Annotated in this window: 9 protein-coding genes; 2 read left to right on the top strand and 7 right to left on the bottom strand. The window is 66.2% G+C overall.

Going from position 1 to position 17,633, the window contains the following annotated elements; genetic code table 11:
- Position 1: 1 nt before the first annotated feature.
- The 6 genes from ACZ5KU_RS13570 to ACZ5KU_RS13595 all read right to left on the bottom strand — a co-directional run bounded on the left by ACZ5KU_RS13570 (position 2) and on the right by ACZ5KU_RS13595 (position 14,189).
- The gene (locus ACZ5KU_RS13570) at positions 2-4,984 is read right to left on the bottom strand and encodes a dermonecrotic toxin domain-containing protein (RefSeq protein WP_464737314.1); all 4,983 of its coding nucleotides are present in this window, start codon (positions 4,982-4,984) and stop codon (positions 2-4) included.
- Between the two features lie 71 nt (positions 4,985-5,055).
- Positions 5,056-5,490 (bottom strand): hypothetical protein, encoded by a 435-nt coding sequence (locus ACZ5KU_RS13575; RefSeq protein ID WP_054062338.1) that lies wholly within the window; start codon positions 5,488-5,490, stop codon positions 5,056-5,058.
- Between the two features lie 2 nt (positions 5,491-5,492).
- Positions 5,493-10,289: a hypothetical protein gene (locus ACZ5KU_RS13580; RefSeq protein ID WP_464737315.1), complete on the bottom strand. Its 4,797-nt coding sequence runs from the start codon at positions 10,287-10,289 to the stop codon at positions 5,493-5,495.
- A gap of 88 nt (positions 10,290-10,377) precedes the next feature.
- A complete protein-coding gene (locus tag ACZ5KU_RS13585) occupies positions 10,378-12,246 on the bottom strand; it encodes a DUF2599 domain-containing protein (protein WP_054061144.1) in 1,869 nt (622 codons plus the stop codon).
- A 412-nt stretch (positions 12,247-12,658) separates the two neighbouring features.
- Positions 12,659-13,333: a polysaccharide lyase family 7 protein gene (locus ACZ5KU_RS13590; RefSeq protein ID WP_464737316.1), complete on the bottom strand. Its 675-nt coding sequence runs from the start codon at positions 13,331-13,333 to the stop codon at positions 12,659-12,661.
- A gap of 190 nt (positions 13,334-13,523) precedes the next feature.
- On the bottom strand, positions 13,524-14,189 hold the full coding sequence (locus ACZ5KU_RS13595; protein ID WP_054062335.1) for an O-methyltransferase: 666 nt from the start codon (positions 14,187-14,189) through the stop codon (positions 13,524-13,526).
- Between the two features lie 81 nt (positions 14,190-14,270).
- Here ACZ5KU_RS13595 and ACZ5KU_RS13600 point away from each other — a divergent pair, with 81 nt between their 5' ends.
- The gene (locus tag ACZ5KU_RS13600) at positions 14,271-14,912 is read left to right on the top strand and encodes a TetR/AcrR family transcriptional regulator (protein ID WP_464737317.1); all 642 of its coding nucleotides are present in this window, start codon (positions 14,271-14,273) and stop codon (positions 14,910-14,912) included.
- A 4-nt stretch (positions 14,913-14,916) separates the two neighbouring features.
- On the opposite strand, the gene ACZ5KU_RS13605 is transcribed toward ACZ5KU_RS13600, so the two are convergent.
- Entirely contained in the window at positions 14,917-16,446 is a 1,530-nt protein-coding gene (locus tag ACZ5KU_RS13605; protein WP_464737318.1) for an MFS transporter, read from the bottom strand.
- 180 nt (positions 16,447-16,626) lie between these two features.
- Between ACZ5KU_RS13605 and ACZ5KU_RS13610 the strand changes: the two genes are divergently transcribed.
- Complete coding sequence (locus ACZ5KU_RS13610; RefSeq protein WP_054061215.1) at positions 16,627-17,589, top strand: LysR family transcriptional regulator; 963 nt, start codon at positions 16,627-16,629, stop codon at positions 17,587-17,589.
- The last annotated feature ends 44 nt before the right edge of the window (positions 17,590-17,633 follow it).

Consider the following 17,633-nt stretch of genomic DNA (forward strand, 5'->3'; position numbering starts at 1 on the left):
GTCAGGCGACCCTCGGCTCGAGTTCCTGCAGGGCCTGCTGGGTGAGGCGCTCCAGTTCGTCTTCGTACTCGCGGGCGATTGCCTCGTAGAGGGCCTGGTATTCGGCGTCGGTCATGCTGCGGGCGAACACCGCCTGGTCCGACATGCCGAGGAGGCGGGCCGCGGCCTGTATGGCCGACTTCAGCCGGGCCTTTTCCGCCGCGGGCAGGCCGGCGCTGGCGAACCAGCGCTGTTGCGCGCCGTGCAGGTCATCCAGGGCACCGCCCTTGTTGTCGCGCAGGGCCCTTTTCGCATCCAGTTCCTGCAGGTACTGGATGTCCAGGTAGTCCCGCCAGAACCCTTGCCGCAAGGCTTCCCTGACCCGATCCAGGGGCTGTCGTTCGAGGTCGAGGATGCTGGCGTAGGCCCGGTCCAGCTGGTCCTGGTCGATGTTGGCGATCTCGCCGTATTGCATGGTCGAGGCCTGCCAGGGCAGGTTCAGCCGTTCGACCAGGCCGGTGCGGTAGGCCAGGTAGACTTCCGCCTCATCCGGGTTGCGCCCCTCGGCCTTGCGCCGATTGATCTCCGCCCGCGCCTGCTGGTTGACCCGGTTCAGGCGGGATTTGCCCCGAGCCAGTTCCAGCAGGCTGGCTTCGATCTGCTGCGGGGTGGGCTGGGCATAGGCCTCGTGTTCCAGCACATCCAGGCCCATGTCGCTGAACACCACGGTGATGCCGTCTTCGCAGGCATGGGTATCCGGGGCGTTGGCCTTGAGCAGCAGCTTCTCGCGCAGCGCGGTGTCGGCGACCATGGCGCGGACCATGCGGCGGACCTTGTCCAGCACCCGCGGGCGCAGGCGGGTGTCCAGATAGTCGGCGGACTTTTGCAGGTCCTGGATCACCCGGAAGAACGCCTCGGACTGCTCCGCCGGCTCTTCATTGGCCAACAGCAGCCAGTCATTGTGAAAGGCTTCCCGCTCCTGGGGCGCCAGCCCCTGCAGCCAGGTCTCCCCATCCCGGGACACCGGGCCGCGTGGCAGGTGCGGGTTGTGGATGGGCTCATCGTCGAGTGACAGGTCATCGTCCTCCGAGTCGATCGGCAGCTCCAGGTTGAAGTCGATATCGGTCTCTTCGTAGTACTCGACGACGTCATCGAGGTTGTCGATGGGGTTGTTGAACAGGTCGAGGGCCCTGGCGATCCGCTGTCCTTCCTGGCTGGTGCGCAGCAGCGCCGACGGCACATGGGTCAGGCGGTTGGAGCGCAGGTTCAGCAGGTTCAGCCCGTGCAGTCGTTCAAAACCGCTGGGCCAGGTCGCGAGCCCGCAGTCGTTGAGGTAGAGGTAGACCAGTTCGGTCATCGCGCTGAAGTCCGGTGTGCGTCCCAGTGCCGGGTTGCGGCCCAGGTTCAGGCTTCTCAGGCGGGTCAGGGCGGCGAGTCGGCTGGCGTCCTGTGGGGTGAGGACGATGCGGTTGCTGCTCAGGTCCAGGTGGGTCAGTTGCGTCATCGACTCCAGGCGCGCAGGCAGTTCCTGGAGGATGCCGCCGCGAATGCTCAGTTGCTGGAGCCTGGGGAAGCGCGCGAGAAACCCGTCGATGTTGCTCGGGGCATTCGGGAAACCATGCAGCAGGGTCAGTTCGCTGACATGGCTGAAGTCCGCCGAGAGCGTGGGCAGGGGCGTCAGGTCGCCCATGGTGAGGAAGTTGAACTGGACACCGCCCAGGGTGGAACTGGTGGAAGGGGCGCGGCGCCAGCAGCGTATGAGACTGTCCGCCAATTGGCTGCGCAACTGCTGGTTGGCGATGGACCCCGGGGCGGCCGTCGACCAGGCATCGAGTTCGGCGCAGAGGGTGTTGTATTCGGCCTCCAACGCTTCGAGACGGCGCACGGCCGCGCCTTCGTTCAGGCCCTGCAGGCCGAGAAACCTTTGCACTTCCTGCCAGGCGTGATCCGGGTACAGGCGCTCGGCCAGTTCGGTGAAGGCCGCCGAGCGTGAGCCCAGGGACCGTCCGCCGGCACCGCTGTCACTGAGAGGATAGCCGAGCCGGCCATCGGCCAGGCGCATGGGCGGTTGGTAACCGGGGCGGAGGGGCGGCAGGCCGAGCAGTTTTTCCAGCTCCCGGCGCGGCGGCAGCGGCTGTTGCAGCAGGCGCTGGCGCAGGCCCTCGGCCTCGTGGGTGCCGGGAAAGCCCAGGGCCTGGCGTTCGGCATCGGGCAGGGCGTGCAGGACGCTGGCATACAGGTCGTCGGCGGCGTGCAGTTCCTGGCCCTGGGCGTCGTAGGTGTCGTAACCGCCGCCGTTGCGCACCAGGATCTTGCGGATGCTCGCCGACTCGTCGCCGATGCTGTCCAGCAGGGCGCCATTGACGGTGCGCTCGCGGATCTCCAGCCGCACCTGCCGCGGCCAGCCGGGCAGCCTTTGCAACAGGCGCAGGATCAGGCGGTCGCTGTCGGGGTTGGGCCCGGACGCGAGGTAGAGCCCTTCGACGGCACGCGTAAGGCGCTGGTTGCGCAGGTAGTGGCGCGCCTCTTCGGCCAGGCGCAGCGGTACCCGGCGGGCGTTGAGCAGTTGCTGCAGTTCGAGCGGGCGGGCGTTGCTCGCCAGCTCTTCGGCGATGGGGCTCGACAGCCCGGGAAAGTCGCGCTGGATCACGGCGGCCGCGGGCAGCTCCGACTGGGTCCGGTAGCGGTAGTGCGAGGTGAACAGGGCCTGGCGCTGCACGCTCGCCTGGGAGGCCAGCTTGCGCCGCAGGTTGGCGGTGCGGGTCTGGAGGCTGAACGGGCCGGCGCCGAACTCCTCGTCCAGCAGGGTGCGGATTTCACCCTCGGTGAGGTTTTCCAGCACGTGGCTCAGCAGGCGGTTGGCATCGAGGCCCGGCCATTGCAGGTCGATGCGGCTGACCTCCGGCGGCTGCCCGGCCGGGTATTCCTGGATCTGCGCACGCTGGCGGTTGAGCAGGCGCAGGACCTTGGTGCGCGGCCAGACCGGTTCGCTGGTGAGCAGTTGCAGTTCCATGTGCAGCTCGTTCAGCGAGCCGTCGGCCGCGGCGCCACTGCTCAGGCGCCGGATCAACTGGCTCAGGTCCTGGTCGAGCCGGAAGCGGGTGAGGCTGTCCTGCAGCAGCGCGGGCGGTGCCTGGCGGTCCATGTGCATGCGCCGCAGCAGGCGTTCGTCGATGCCGCTGGCCTGCAGGACGCGGTTGGCCGACTCGCTGTCGAGGCTGGCGGCCTGTGGGTCCAGCCGGGCAAACAGCTGCGGCTGTTGCCATTGCTCGGGCCGTTCGAATTCCAGTTGCCAGGCGCCCTTGCCGTTATGCCGCAGCAGCGGCGCGTAGGCCTCGGCGCGGTTGGGGTGGCGCAGGCGGAAGCGATGGCGGCCGTTGTCGGGGCCGACCCGGTAGTGGCGGCCTTCCAGTTTCAGGTAGGCGGCGCCCTGGTGGTGAGTGAGGCCGGTGGCGTCGGGGTGCGCCCGGCCGAGCTCGGGCAGGGTCTGTTCGTAGGGCGCCAGGTCGGCTTTCCAGAGTGCCTGTTTGCCGGGCTCGGGGCTGATCGGGTGCAGCCCCTCGATGAAGTCCGCGCCGTCGAAATCGACGTGCATCGCGGTCGCCAGGCCGAGCAGTTCGAGGTTCAGCACCACGCCGAGAAAACCGAGCACGGCCTGTTCCTGCTCATGGTGCCGCCACTGCTCGATGCCGTTGAAGAGCTGCACCAGCAGTTGCCCGCCGGCCACCGCGAGCATGGCTTCGCCCAGCCCGGGAACCAGGAACAGCAGGTTCTCGGTCCAGTTGAGCAGGGACTTGAGGCGGGCGTTGCGGGTTTTCCGGTCCTCGTCGTCGGTGGGGACCGCGGTGACCCGCGCGTCGTCGAGCCGCTTCACGGTTTGCAACACGCAGAATTCGTCCAGCGGGTCGTCGCCCAGGGAGCCCAGTTGCAGTTGCAGGTCGGCATTCGTTGCCGGCTTGCGCTGGCCCGTGGTGCGGTCCAGGGGGGCCAGGCATTCGGCCAGCGCCTGGAAGAACGCCGGTTGGCTACGCACGTGCACGTAGCGCTGGAAGAAGGTCTGGTAGTGGCTGTCGCGCAGGCGTTCGCGCAGGTCGTCATGCACGGCCTGGCGCGAGGCATATTGGCGCACGGCCCCTTTCGGCTCACCGGCGAGGTAGAGCACGCAGGGGGCCTCGCTGCTGCCCGATGGCGCCTGGCGTTCGATCAGCAGGACCCCCTTGAGCAGGGCTCCGTAGCTGCCGCTGGGGTTGGCGAAGTCGAGCAGGGTCAGGGTGTTGCAACTGATCGGGCGCTGGTCCCAGCTGGGCGTGCGATCCGGGTCGAGCAGGCTCTGCAGCATCTGGTAGGCGGCCTCGTCCAGCTGGCCCTGCAGCCGGGCGATTTCCGTCTGCAGGGCCAGTTCGTCGCGTTGCTGGCGCTCGAACAACTGGCGGTAGCCGGCGCGCTGACCCGGCTCGGCAGACAGCAGAAAGCCTTCGATGTGTTTCTGGTACTGGCCGCCCAGGTCGAGTTGGCGGGCCAGGCTGGCGAAGTCCGGCGGGGTGATCGCGTGCTTGAGCGGCAGGCTGCTGGTGCGCAGGACCGCCGAGCCGCGGTCGAAACCGAAATGGCCGGTTTCGCTGCTTTCGAAATTCTGCAGCGCCGCCTGCAGCAGGCTCTGGTTGACGATCTGTTCCTGGCGGGGGCTGCCGAGGGTGGCGGCGGCAAGGATGTGGACGTGCTTGAGCCGATCCTGGTACACGTCCAGGCCCGGGCCGTAGTGTTTCAGCAGGGCCTGGGCCAGCAGCGGGGCGGCAAATTCCCTGACGCTCTTGAAACCGTCGAGGTGTTTGGCCAGGGCGGCCTTGGACGCCTGGCTGCGCTTGAGGCAGGCGGCGAAGGCCTGGCGCCGCTCGAGGCTGGCGCCGGAAAGCCAGGTGGGCAATTGGTCGATGATCAGGCGGCGGTTGCGCGCCGAACGAGGGGTCGCGGTGGCAGGAAGAGGGGCTTGGGGGGAATTGGGCATGGCCTGTGGTCCGATTCGTGGTTCGAATCGGACACACTAGGGGCGGGGCCACGTGCGGATGTGGTAGGTATCTATGGCATGGCGTAGCTTCGACACAGTTGCTCGAAGGCGGGCAGGTCATCGGTCACCGCCTGCGCTTCGTACAGGGTGTCGCAGAGGCTCGGCAGGTTGCCTGCATCGAACGAGCAGAGCAGCGAGGACAGCGCCCTGGCTTGTTCGAACCCGCCCAGGGCCTGCTCCGAAATCTCCCCTTCATCGGCGAGGCGAAAGTACTGTTCGTCCAGTTCATCGGCCTTGGCGCCGAGCAGGGCGCGGTCCTGCGCCGTGGCATGGTAGCCGGGTTGCAGCAGGCGTTGCAGCGGGCCTTCGCCCAGCAGCCCGGCCACATCGGTCCTGGCGCAGGCCCATTGCGCCACCGCGCAGGCGAGCGTTCGGCGGCGGGCTGCCGGCAGGCTTTCGGCCCAGTTCACCAGTTCTGGCGCTACCGTGGCGAGTCGAGTGTTCATGTTCATACCTTCTTCAGCGATGTGGCGGGAACGGCCTGGGCCGCTTCGATCAATTCGGCACAGGGGCGGCAGATGGGCCGGCCGGCGCCGATCACCGCCACCTGGTACTGGTGCTGGGCGGCCCATTCGAGGATGTCGGCTTCGGCGTGCAGATTGCCACGGACGAAGTGCTCGTGTTTTTTCACGGTGACCCCCTTGGGCAGGTAGCCCCTGGGATTGCTGGAGGCGATGGCGGTGATCTGTCGACCGTCGGGGTCGTCCAGCAGCGCCACGGCCATGGTGGTCTTGTCCTTTGTGTAGGACGGCAGTTGCGATTGCAACTCCAGCACACGGTGGGCCACGTATTTTTTCGCCTCGGCCGGCGACATCGCCGCCTTCGGCGCGTACCGGCCACGTTTGGCCGGCGGTCCCTCGGCTGATGCCGCCTGGGCGGGCGGTAGCGCTGGCTGGCCGTCTGGCGCGGCGGCGCGCTGCCGGGCGGCGGCGTTGACCTTGAACAGCCCGATGTCCTTGAGTTTGCCGTTGGTATAGCTGAACTGGTGGAAGCTCTTCAGATCGATCTGACGCTCCAGGGCGAACCGGTGCCAGGGCATCAGCTTGCGTTCGGCCCTGGACAGGTCTCGCCAGGCGACCAGTTCTTCGGCGGTCATCTCATGGAATTCCACGCCATTGGCCTTGTCGACGCGAAACTGCCCTGGAGGCTTGAGTTCACCGGAGGCCTGGGCCTCATCGGCGAATACCCGGGGGTTGAGTTCGCGGGCGATGGCGAACTTTTTCCGGTTGGTCTGCTTGCGTTCCGCTGCCGACAGGTCGCGCCAGTCGACCAGGTCCTGGGCGGTGAGCGGCCGGAATGTTTCATCGCCGGGCCGGATCTTGACCTCGCCGACCGCCGTCAACTCGCCGTTGGCCTTCACATGGATCTGGAAGCCCGGCACGTCGATGCGCCGGTCGAGGGCGAAGCGGTCGCGGGAGGTCTTTTCGCGTTCGGCCCTGGGCAGGTCCCGCCACTCGATGATCTCTTCCACGGTGGGCTCGTGGTATTCGATACCGGCGGCCTGGTTGACCCGGAACTCGCCGAGTGGCTTGAGTTCGCCCTGTGTGGTGATGTGCCTGCCGAGGATGTTCGGGTTGATGTGACGAGCCACCGCGAACCGTTCCCGGCTGGTTTGCTTGCGTTCGGCCGGTGACAGGTCGCGCCAGGCCTGGATATCCGCGGCGGTGACGTCGCGCAAGGTCTGTCCGGTCTTCTGCTTGATCGAATGTTCGCCCATCACACTCAGGGCACCGTCCGCTTTGTGGCCGCGGTTGATCAGGCGGGAAAAGGTCTTCGGGTTGATGCTGTGCTCGCGGGCGAACTCGTACCAGGGGATGGCATGGCCCGGGGTCAGGTTGCGCCAGGCGTTGAGGTCATCCGCAGTGGGCGCGTGGAAGATTCGGCCTTCATCCAGGTCGACGGCATATTGCCCCTGCCAGTTCAGTTCACCGGTTTTCCTGGCCTGGCGGGCCAGGGCGCGCAACTGGATGCCGTGGTCCATGGCGAACTGGAATTGCGAGGTCTTGCGGCGGACGGCGGCGGGCATGTCCCGCCATTCCCGCAGTTGCTGTACGGTGGGCGGGCTGAAGGTGCGGCCCGCGGCCTCGGCCTGGAGGAATTTCCCCTCATCGGCCAGTTCGCCATTGACCGAGACGTACTCCCACAGGCTTCTGTCCTTCAGCCCGTGGGACTTGGCAAACTGCGCCTGGAATTTCAGCGTGGCCTTGCTGCTGTCGGTTTTGACCAGTTCCTGCCACTGCTGGATGATCGGGTAGGTGATCTTGCGCCCATTGCTGGGCAGCACGCCACCCTTGGCCGCGAGCCGCTGCCAGGTTCCCGCCTGGTTGCCCACCGTCAGCACGGTTTTTCGGCTGATGGGGTCGATGATCTCCACGTAGTGGTTTTGCGGCTTGAAGTTGCCCTTGATCTCGTAGACCTTTTCGCGGCGCGTGTCATCCGTGTAGCGGATCAGCCAGCGGTCGGCGTTGCGGCTGTCCCTGGCGTGGTAGAGGCTGGCGCTGCCATTGAAGCGGTGCGGGCGGGCCTGACGGAGCAGGGCTTCGCCATCCTCGACGACGTAGGCACTGAGGTTGCCAAGGTTCGCCGGCCGCAGGCGGTTGGTCAGCACCTCATCGATCAGCCGCGTGGCCTTTTCCCTCAGTTGCGGGCCCGGCAGCCATTGCCAGAGCTGCTGGCTGCGCTTGCCGAACCAGCGCGTGTTGGGCAGGGGGACCGGAGAAATATTCAGCAGCGTTTCCCCGGCGGCCTGGGTCAACTGCAGGCCACCCGCCCGCAGGCCCTGGCGAAACAGCGGCGACGCGGTGGCGTTAATTACCCCTTGCAGGCCGCCGATCACGGTCTTGAGCGTGAGCCCCTGGCCGAGGGTTCGCAGCAGGCCGGCCCGCGCGGCGCTCAAGGCCGCATGGGCCAGCAGCGACATGGCCCGGCTGGCATGACCGGCGCCGGGCGCGAACAGGGTGCCGACGTCGAACAGGGCCGAGCGATGATCCTCCTCGCCGCGCTCGGCAACGGGTTTCTTGAAGTAGTCGTAGAGCGGGATCAGCGACCACAGGCTGAAGCTGGCGCCGCTCTGCCAGGGGGCACGGCCTTTGCGGTCGACCTCGTGGGCGGCTTCCCAGACCATGGGGTCGAGCCACAGGGGCTTGGCCAACTGGCGTGCCAGTTGCCAGGCCGCGCTGCCCGGGTCGAGCGGGTGCAGGCTGGATCGGTCCGCCGCCGGTTTACCGTCCTGCCAGGCGCCGGGCTCCAGGCCTATCCCTTCGGCGGGCACATCCTGGGCCGCTTCGCTGATGACCTTGATGATCTTGCCGCCCAGGTGCACGACCAGGTTGTATTTGAGTAGCGTGTCGAGGGGGCCGCCCTGTTCCTTTTTCCGCATGTCCTGGACATTTTCCGGGCGCAGGAAGAACACTCCGGACGGGTCCTTTCGGGCCGCCAGGTAGAGGGCCGGCCGCTTGCCCTCGGGGGCCATTTCCACCACGGCAAAAATCCCTTCCTGATAGAGCTGGGCGTTGCGCGAAGACAGCTGGTGCACGCGCCAGCGCCCACTGTCGAGGCGCTTGAGGGTTTGCGGCGCCAGTTGCTGCAGGATCTGCGAGATGCGTATTTCCACCTGGGGCAGGCGCGCGTTGGCGTACCGGGCGATCTGCTGTTGGTACTGGCCGACCACCGTGGCGCGCTCCTCCTCGAAAATCCCGGCATCCTTCATCAGCAAGCGCTGCACGGCCGACACCGTCCAGGTCGGGTCGGGTCTGCGCAGCACCTGATTGGGGGAGGGGGAGAAGTTGAAATAGGTGTCCGCGTGTTCGGTGACCTGGACCCGTTCGTCCGGGTCGGCCTTGCGCGCGCGCAGGGCCTGCCTGGCCAGTTTCGTCAGGTCCGGCGGTTTTTCCGCGCCGAGGTGCTCGAGCAGGCCCCGATGGTTCTGTTCGACCCGGTTCAGGGTGTCGAGCAACTGCGCGGCGTTTCTGGCCTGCCAGACGCTGCCCCAGGCCTGGGTGGACTCGGCCAGCAGCAATCCGCTGAGGGTGCCGAGTTCATTGGCATCGGCGGGCCTTGCCTGGCCGGTGCCCGGGTCCAGCGCGCAGACGCCGGCGAGCTTTTCCAGCGCGCCGGCCAGGCGCACCACTTCGCCGAGGGGCTTGCCCAGGGTCGAGCGCGGCGCCAGCGCTTCGCACAGGCGGGTGACGTAGCGCCAGGTTATGGAGGCCACGTCCCGGGCGTAGTCGTTGTGGATGGTCTCGACGTCCTCGAGAAACCATTCGGGGCGCTCGCGCTGCAGCAGCAGGCGGGCGAGGAACTTCGCCTGTTCCGGGTCATCGACACTGTGCCGGGCCAGCAACTGCTGGCCGATGTCGCGCAGGGCGCTGTCGCGCAGCATGTGCCAGCCCTGGCCGGCGGCGGCATCCGCAGTGCCCAATTCGGTACCGAGTGGCCACAGGTCGCTGACGTCGGCTTCCACCGTGGCCAGCAGCGCCTGGATCAGCAGGTGGGCCTGTTGCCCTGGCGAAACCGGCGTGTCGGTCGTGCCGTCGCCCATCCTTGCGGCCAGCGCCTGGAAGTGCGGCAGGGCACGCAGAAACTGATAGTCCTCCACGGCACTCCAGTGCGTGGGGATACGGGTCGACAGGCCGTAGACCCCCAGGTACGCCAGCAGGGCCGAGGCCAGTGGTCGTGGGGGTGTGGTCGCCGGCAGCAGCGCGCTGAGCAGCGCCAGGTTGGCGCCTGGATGGGCACTGTCCGCCAGCCGTGCAGGGCTTTCCAGGGGGGGCGGCGGCGTGCCCACGTCGCTGGCGGGGGACTCCGGGGCGGCGTAGTTCCGGGTCAGCAGGACGCGGGTGAATACGGCCTGCAGGAAGTCGATCCGCTGTTCGCCGAGCCCGGGCGCAATGAAGGCGGCGATCGACGCCTGGCCGTTATCCCTGGCCCAATCGGCGCTGATGCCGGTGGCGCGCACCAGGCTGGCCAGGGCGGCCCAGGCGGCCCCGCCGGAGGGGATGGGCGTGCCGCTGATGTCTTTCAGGGCCTGCAGCAAGGTCGGCTGACGGCACAGCCGGGACAGCGTGGCGCGGGCCTCGTCGACCGTTCGCGCGTTGTTCAGGGCCTCGCGTATCTCCGTCGGGACCATCAGGTTCAGCAGGTGGCCGGCGCTGCTGATGGAGTAGTCGTATTTTTGGCTGGCGGCGGCCAACAGGGCCTCCGGCCGGGTGGGGGCAACGGGCAGGTTGGTGGGGGCGTTGGACATGAGCGTGGGTCCGATACGTGATTCGAATCGGCTACGCTAGGCGCCGTGCCTGCCCGGCGTGAGGTAGATAGGTAGGGTGTGCCCGGCGCTACCGGGAGACGGGATTGCACCCCGCGTCGATGGCCGCCTGCTGGGATACGTCAGGGCGGAAAGGTTCCAGATTCCACGGGGCCTTCTGGCGGGCGATCGCCAGGTGACAGATCAGTTGGCGCCGCATGCCACCGCCATCATTGTTTTTCCAGGCCGGATCGTTGCCGTAGGTCTGGAGCAGTTCGGCATAGGCCTTGTCGCTCTGGTCCGACTGGATGTTTCTGCCGCACTCGGTGGGCAGCACCGACAGGGTCCATTCATTTTTCCCGGTGCCGGGGTCGTAGCGCTGGATCCAGGTGGCCGAGTCGATGTACTGGGTGCACTGGGCGCGATTGTAGGTTTCTGCCTGATCGCTGGCCGCAAAGTTGAAACGCTCGCTGGGCGCGGCGCGGAAATTCAGCTGGACGATCGGCACCGATGGGTAGCCGGCCTGGCCCAGCTTGCGCTGGAAGTTCCTGGCCGAATCGAGTGAGCCGGGTTGGGCGTTGACATCGAAATAGATCGCCTCGATGGCCTGTGCGTTCAGCGTCGTGTTGCTGGCCGCATTGTTCAGGCGCAGCTCGTTGTGGCCGGGTTTGTACCAGCTGGCGTCGATGCCGCTTTGCGGATCGATCTGGGAATAGGGGGTGATGTCGGATTGGTGGATCGCCAGCATGGCATTCCAGCTGGTCTGGCTGTCGACGTTCCAGGAACACTGGTTCCACAGGGCGTTCTGGCCGACGGCGAAGAACTGCAGCCATTGCTCCCGGGTGGTGATGCCCAGCTTGTCGCAGGAGCCGAACGCGTAGCCGCTGTTGCCGGTTGGCGGGCGTGGGGCCGGTGAGGGGTTGAAGGGCCAGCCGGCCGCCGCGGCGACTTGCGCGGTAATGCCATCACAGTCCTTGCCGCTGTTGGTCCAGCCGTCGAAAGGGTAGAGGCAGGTCCAGCCCACGGAAATGCCCGGCAGCCCCCGGATGGCCGCATACAGCGGCGAGCGCAGGATGAAGCCGACGGGGCGGTAGAGATGGTCGGTGCCGATGTCCTTGCGGATCCATGAGTACGAGGTCGATCCGGTACTGGGGCGCTCCCAGGGGTTGTAGTTGCCATCGGTGGTGGCGCGGATGATGTTCCCGCTGCAGTAGTAGTGGCCCCGGCGCGCACGGCTGCCGTATTCCAGGCAATCGTTCTTGACCTCGTTGTAGTTGTCGTTGAGGCGCTGGGCGATGGGGTTGGACAGATAGCGTATGCGGGTGCCATTCCAGCGATTGCTGGCGTACTGGTAGACGAAGGCGTAGCTTTCGCCCCGGTTCATGACCACGGGGTCGCCGGTACCGGGCGGTGGCGAAATAGTGGTCGAGTAGGTGGCATCGGACCGGACCAGGACGATGTTGCCGTCGCCGGCATTGCCGGGCAGGGTGACGTTGTCGGTCCAGTCACCATCGCCCAGGCTGTAGCGAATGACCCGTGGCGAGGTGAAGTCGGGGATGACCGCGCCGACGGTGTTGGGGGTGTATTCATGGGTCTGGACCTTCCAGCGTTGGCTGGCGCTGTCGTAGAGGAACGCCAGGCTATCGCCGCGGTTCATGGAGATGGACTGGACGCCGATGTCGGTGTTTCTCAGGGACAGCACGCTGGGGTAGCTGGCGCCGGTGCTGACCGTAAGCTGGGCTGCGGCGGGCGCCAGGTCGGGCAGGGACAGGTCGCTCGCCCAGTCGCCGTCGCCGGTACGGAAGGTCATGGGGAAGTTGTAGGCGGGGTCGCCGCCGGGCGTGTTGCCATAGGCGCCGGGAATCCGGCCGCGGCCATTGGTCTGGCCGGGAGTCAGGTCGATCGCGTGGGCACAGGGCATGAGCGAGAGCATCAGTAGCAGGCAGGTAGTGGGCTTCATGGCAACAGTCCTCGGGGGACCATGGGGGCACAGGCTCAATACGGCTTTGCTTGAGGTTCTTGATCCGCTTCCATGTTGGGCTGCCAGGGCGTGGGTGGCTACTGTCAGAGTTGACAGTTCTTCAGGTCGTTTCGAAATAACGCCCGCTGGGTTCCGGGCCTGTGGTTCGAATCCTCGGGCAGGCCCGCTCCTACAGGTCGGTTGCCTTGTGGGAGCGGGCTTGCCCGCGAAGGGGCCGGCGGCCTAGCCATCGCTGCAATGGCGATCACCTAGGCTATGTACGAAATCGCTTGAAACTTGGTTATGCGGCGTTAAAAATCGGCTCGGAATGCTCATTGACAACCAGTCAACTGCGCTTCCTCGCCGATTTTTGCCTTGCCTAACCTGCGTTTCAAACAATTTCGTACACAGCCTAGAGGTGGCTGATCTGCAGGTCGCTGATGATGCAGATCGAACCGTCATCGGCCGGTGTCGCGTCGGTGAAGTCGATCTGGTTGTAGACGCCGCCGTGGAAGTCGAATCGCTGGGTATTCCAGCTGCTGTCCAGTTGCAGATCGCCCGAGAGTCCTGACAGGCCGTTGCTCTCGACGCTCACGTTGACCACGCCCAGGGCCGTCACGCGGATCCTGACCCTGAACCTGGCTCCGAGTGGAACGCCCTTGAGCAGCGTACTGTTTACCGGGTCGGTCTGGTTGTAGCGCTGGCGAAAGCCCAGGGTGATATTGCCCTTGTTCCAGAACACCTTCACCGCCGGGCTGTCATCGCCCTTCACGTGCATTTGCGACACGACGACCTTTTGTGCGGAGTTGACCTTGGTCACCGTCATTTCCTGGTCGTTGATGTGTTCCGTCGCGCTGGTCAGCGCCCAGTAGATCGATTCCTTCCATTCGCAGCGGGTGCGGTGGGTGCTTTTGCTCGAGGCGCCCCGGGCGGGGGCGTTGAACTGCAGGGATCCGTCCGGCAGCACCTGGATCACGCTGGGGAACTGCGCGATGGCCTGTGCGCCGTTGAGTTCGAGGGCCGCGGGGTTGGTGGCGGAGGTGGCGACCGGGGTCGCGATCGTCAGATTGCTGATGTTTACGGTCATGGTGGGTCTCCTTGACGATAAAGATCATTGGCCTGGCACGATTGCCTGATGACCGGGGGGATTGCCGCATGCCACTACCCACCTCGGTAGCGGCGATGCTCAGGGTTGTGACTGATCTGTGGGCGATACGCTCGATCAGGGCGACGCACGGCAGGGTACAGGTTCCCACAACGATGGGGAGCGGCCTGGGTCAGCCCAGGCGCATGGACAGCTCGACGTCCTCGGCGAACGGCACGGACAGGTAGCCCGAACCGCTCCCGCGCACCTGCTCCAGGTACTCGGGGCTGTAGTCGGCGTTGTCGGCGATGATCAGCGCCCCTGGCCTCAGGCGGCTTTCCAGCAGCGCGAGAATCTGCGGATACAACGCCTTGGCACCGTCGAGCAGGACCAGGTCGATAGGCTCCGGCAGGTCGTTCGCCAGGGTCTGCAAGGCATCGCCGAGCCGGATCTCCACCAGGTCGGCCAACCCGCCGGCCACGAGGTTGCGCCTTGCCTGTTCCACCTTGGACGGCTCGAACTCGCTGCTGATCAGGCGTCCACCGCCGTTGTCACGCAGCGCCGCGGCCAGGTGCAGGGTGGAAATACCGAACGAGGTACCGAATTCGACGATGTTCCGGGCATTGCAGCTACGGGCCAGCATGTAGAGCAGGCTACCGGTCTCCCGGGAAACGGCCAGCGGAAAGTCCTTCAACTGTGTATAGAGACTCAGGTATTCGGTCTTGCTGCGCATCAGGCGCTCGCGCTCTTGCTTCGAGACGTTGGCGAAGGCCGGGCTGCTCATCGGCGAACTCGCGTCGGCCTGGCTGAACAGGCGTTCCAGCAGGGGGGCGAGCGGGGCTTGGGTCAGGGTGCTCATGGGCTTTTCCTGTGCAGGTAGGTGAGCCGTTATAATGCGAATGAACCTTCACATTTTCTATTCGCATTGCGAGCCATTCCCATGAGCGAACGCCCAAGCCCGCGGATTACCTCACGCAAACAGCCCCGGCAGGCCCGCTCCAATGAGCTGGTGACGGCGATTCTGCAGGCCGCTGTTCAGGTTTTGGCGAAGGAAGGCATGCGCCGCTTCACCACCACGCGGGTGGCCGAGCGGGCCGGTGTCAGCGTCGGTTCGGTGTACCAGTACTTTCCGAACAAGGCGGCGATCCTCTTCCGTTTGCAGAGCGATGAGTGGCAACAGACCAGCGACATGCTCTGCGCCATTGTCGAGGATCGCGCGCATCCGCCGCTGGTGCGGCTACGGACCCTGGTGCGGGCGTTCGTCCGTTCCGAATGCGATGAGGCCGCGGTGCGCGTGGCGCTCAATGAGGCGGCGCCGCTGTACCGCGATGCGCCCCAGGCCCGGGAGGTGAGGGCGGCGGGGCGGCGGACTTTCGAACTGTTCATTGAGGAGGCCTTGCCCGAAGCCTCGGCGAGCACCCGGGCATTGGCCTGTGAGCTGATCGGCATGACCCTCGGTTCCGTGGGCAAGACCTATTCGGAGAGCCCGCGGACCGAGGCGGAAATCGAGGTGTATGCCGATGCCATGGCGGACATGTTCTGTGCCTATCTGAAGACCCTGGGGGCTGTTGGCCGAGCCTGATGGCTCAGGCCGCCGGGTCCAGGGTCGTGCCGTCGGCCTCGCCGTCCTCGACCTGGCCGCGGTCGAGGAACAGGAACACCACCGCGGCCGTCAGCACCGTGATCACCGTCAGTACCCACAACAGGCTGGTGAACGCGGCGCTGTAGCCGGCCGCCAGGGCTTCACGTCCGGCCGCCGGCAGCAGTTGCTCGGCACCGGCCAGGTTGCCGGTGGCCAGGTGTTGGGCGGCCCCGACCACCTCGCTCAGGTCGCCCTGCGCCAATACGCCCAGGTTGCTGGCGGAATAGGCCGACAGCAATGCGGTGACCACGGCGATCGCCACGCCTTCGCCAGCCACCCGGGTGGTGCTGAAGATGCCGGTGGCCATGCCGGCGCGCTCCTTGGGCACCACGCTGACCGCCATGCCATCCATCAGGCCCCAGGGCAGACTGATACCGGCACCGATTACCAGCATTGGCCAGGCCAGTTCGGCAGCGCTGCTGCCCACCGGCACCTGGCTGAGCCAGTACAGCCCGGCCGCGCACACCAGCAGGCCGCTGCCGGACAGGGTCGACGGCGACAGCCAGCGGGTCAGGTAGCCGGCGACGATCGGCAGTACCAGCAGCGGGGCCGACAGGGCGATCAGCAGCCAGCCGGCGGCGATCGCACTCATGCCTTCGATGCCGACGAAACGGATCGGCAGCAGGATCAGCAGCACCACGAAGGAGTAGGCTGGAGCGGCCGCGAGCAATTGCACGCCGACAAAGCGTGGGTAGCGGAACAGGCTCAGGTCGAGCATGGGTTGCGCCACGCGCTTTTCGATCACCACGAAGGCGACGAAGGACAGCAGGGCCACGACGAACAGCCCGAGCACCAGCGGATTGGTCCAACTGCTCTCCGGCACTTCCAGAATGGCGAAGGTAAAGATGCCCAGCGCCCAGGTGAACGTGATCGCGCCGGGCCAGTCGATGCCGGCGGCGTCAGGGTTGCGCGACTCCGGCATGTGGCGGCCGGCCAGTACCAGGGAAATGACTGCCAGTACGGTGATCAGCAGGAACATCAGTTGCCAGTTGAACGCTTCGATGATGGCGCCGGCGATGACCGGGCCGACGGCCAGGCCGATGCCGAAGCTGGTGCCGACGAAGCTGAAGGCGCGAATGCGACCCGCACCGTCGAACACCTGGGCCAGGGCCGACATGCCGCCGGAGAAGGCCAGTGCCGCCGCCACCCCCTGGGCGCCACGCAGCACATCGAACAGGACCAGGTTGGGGGCGAAAGGCAGGATCGCGGCCAGGAGGGCGAACGTACTGACGCCGCCGATGAAGATTTTCTTGCGACCGTAGCTGTCGGCCAGGGTGCCGGCCAGCATCAGGCAACTGCCGAAAGTGAGCATGAAGGCGTTGGTGATCCAGCTCAGTTCCATGGGCGAGCCGCCGAAGGACTGGCCGATGGCCGGCAGGGCGACCGCGGGCGCGGTGAAGTTGAAGGGCATGGTGATGGCGGTGATACACACCGCCAGCAGTATCAGCCGTTGTTGTAGCAGCAGGTTGGACATGACATGAAATCCTGGTGTCGGGCCGGTCAAGGCGCCCGCAGTTAAAGGTGACTGCATCGACTATCCGGTGGTTTACCGGGGTCGACAGAACGTGCAAGGATGATAAGGAGCAGGTAATCGTGTGAAAAACGGTAAGAATTCCGTCTATAGCGGAATAAAATGATCGAATGGGGGCGGCAGATGGATCGACTCAGTGGCTTGATGTCCTTCATCCGCACGGCGGAGCTGGGCAGTTTCGTGGCGGCGGGCCGGGCGCTGGGGTTGTCGGCGTCGGCGGTGGGCAAGGGCGTGACCCGGCTCGAGCAGCGCCTGGGCGTCCGGCTGTTCCAGCGCTCGACTCGCAGCCTCAGCCTGACCGACGAGGGCCGGGTGTTCCTGGAGCGTTGCCGGCGCATCCTCGATGACCTGGACGATGCGCAGTCGACGCTGTCGCAGTCCACCGAAATCCCGCGCGGGCGCTTGCGCGTGAGCATGCCGGCGGCCAGCTATCACCTGTTCCAGACGGTGTTGATCGCCTTCATGGAACTGTATCCCGATATCGAGCTGGACCTGGACTTCAGCGACAAGCTGGTGGATGTGATCGAGGAGGGGATGGACGTGGTCATCCGCAGCGGCGAGCTGCCGGACTCGCGGCTGATGCACCGGCCGTTGCCCGGCGTGCAGCCGGTGCTGTGCGCGGCACCGTCCTACCTGGAGCGGCATGGCGTACCGCAGACCCCGGCCGAGCTGGATGATCACCTGGCGGTGCGCTTTCGCTACTACAAGAACGGCAAGCTGCTGGACTTTCCGCTGCTGCGCGAGGAGGGCGCGCGCGAGCCGCGGACCCGCACGGTGATGGTCAGCAACAACATGGAAATGGTTCGCGCGGCGCTGATCAAGGGTTTCGGCCTGGGCACCATTCCCGACTTCCTGGCCCGCGAGGCGCTGGCCGACGGCTCGCTGTACTGCCTGCTGCATGGCTACCTGATTCCACCGGACACGTTGAGCATCGTCTGGCCGTCGAGCCGGCAACTGTCGCGCAAGATCCGCGTGTTCGTCGACTTCATGTGCGAGCGGCTGGAGCAGGAGGCGACACAGATGCGCGCAACCCTGGCGCAGGACTGCCTGTATTCGCGTCGCAACGACAATTCATCGGTGCGCTAGGGGCGCGAGCCCTGGCACGCCAACGCGTCATCCATTGAAACCAA

This window comes from Pseudomonas sp. Tof1, assembly GCF_055390395.1.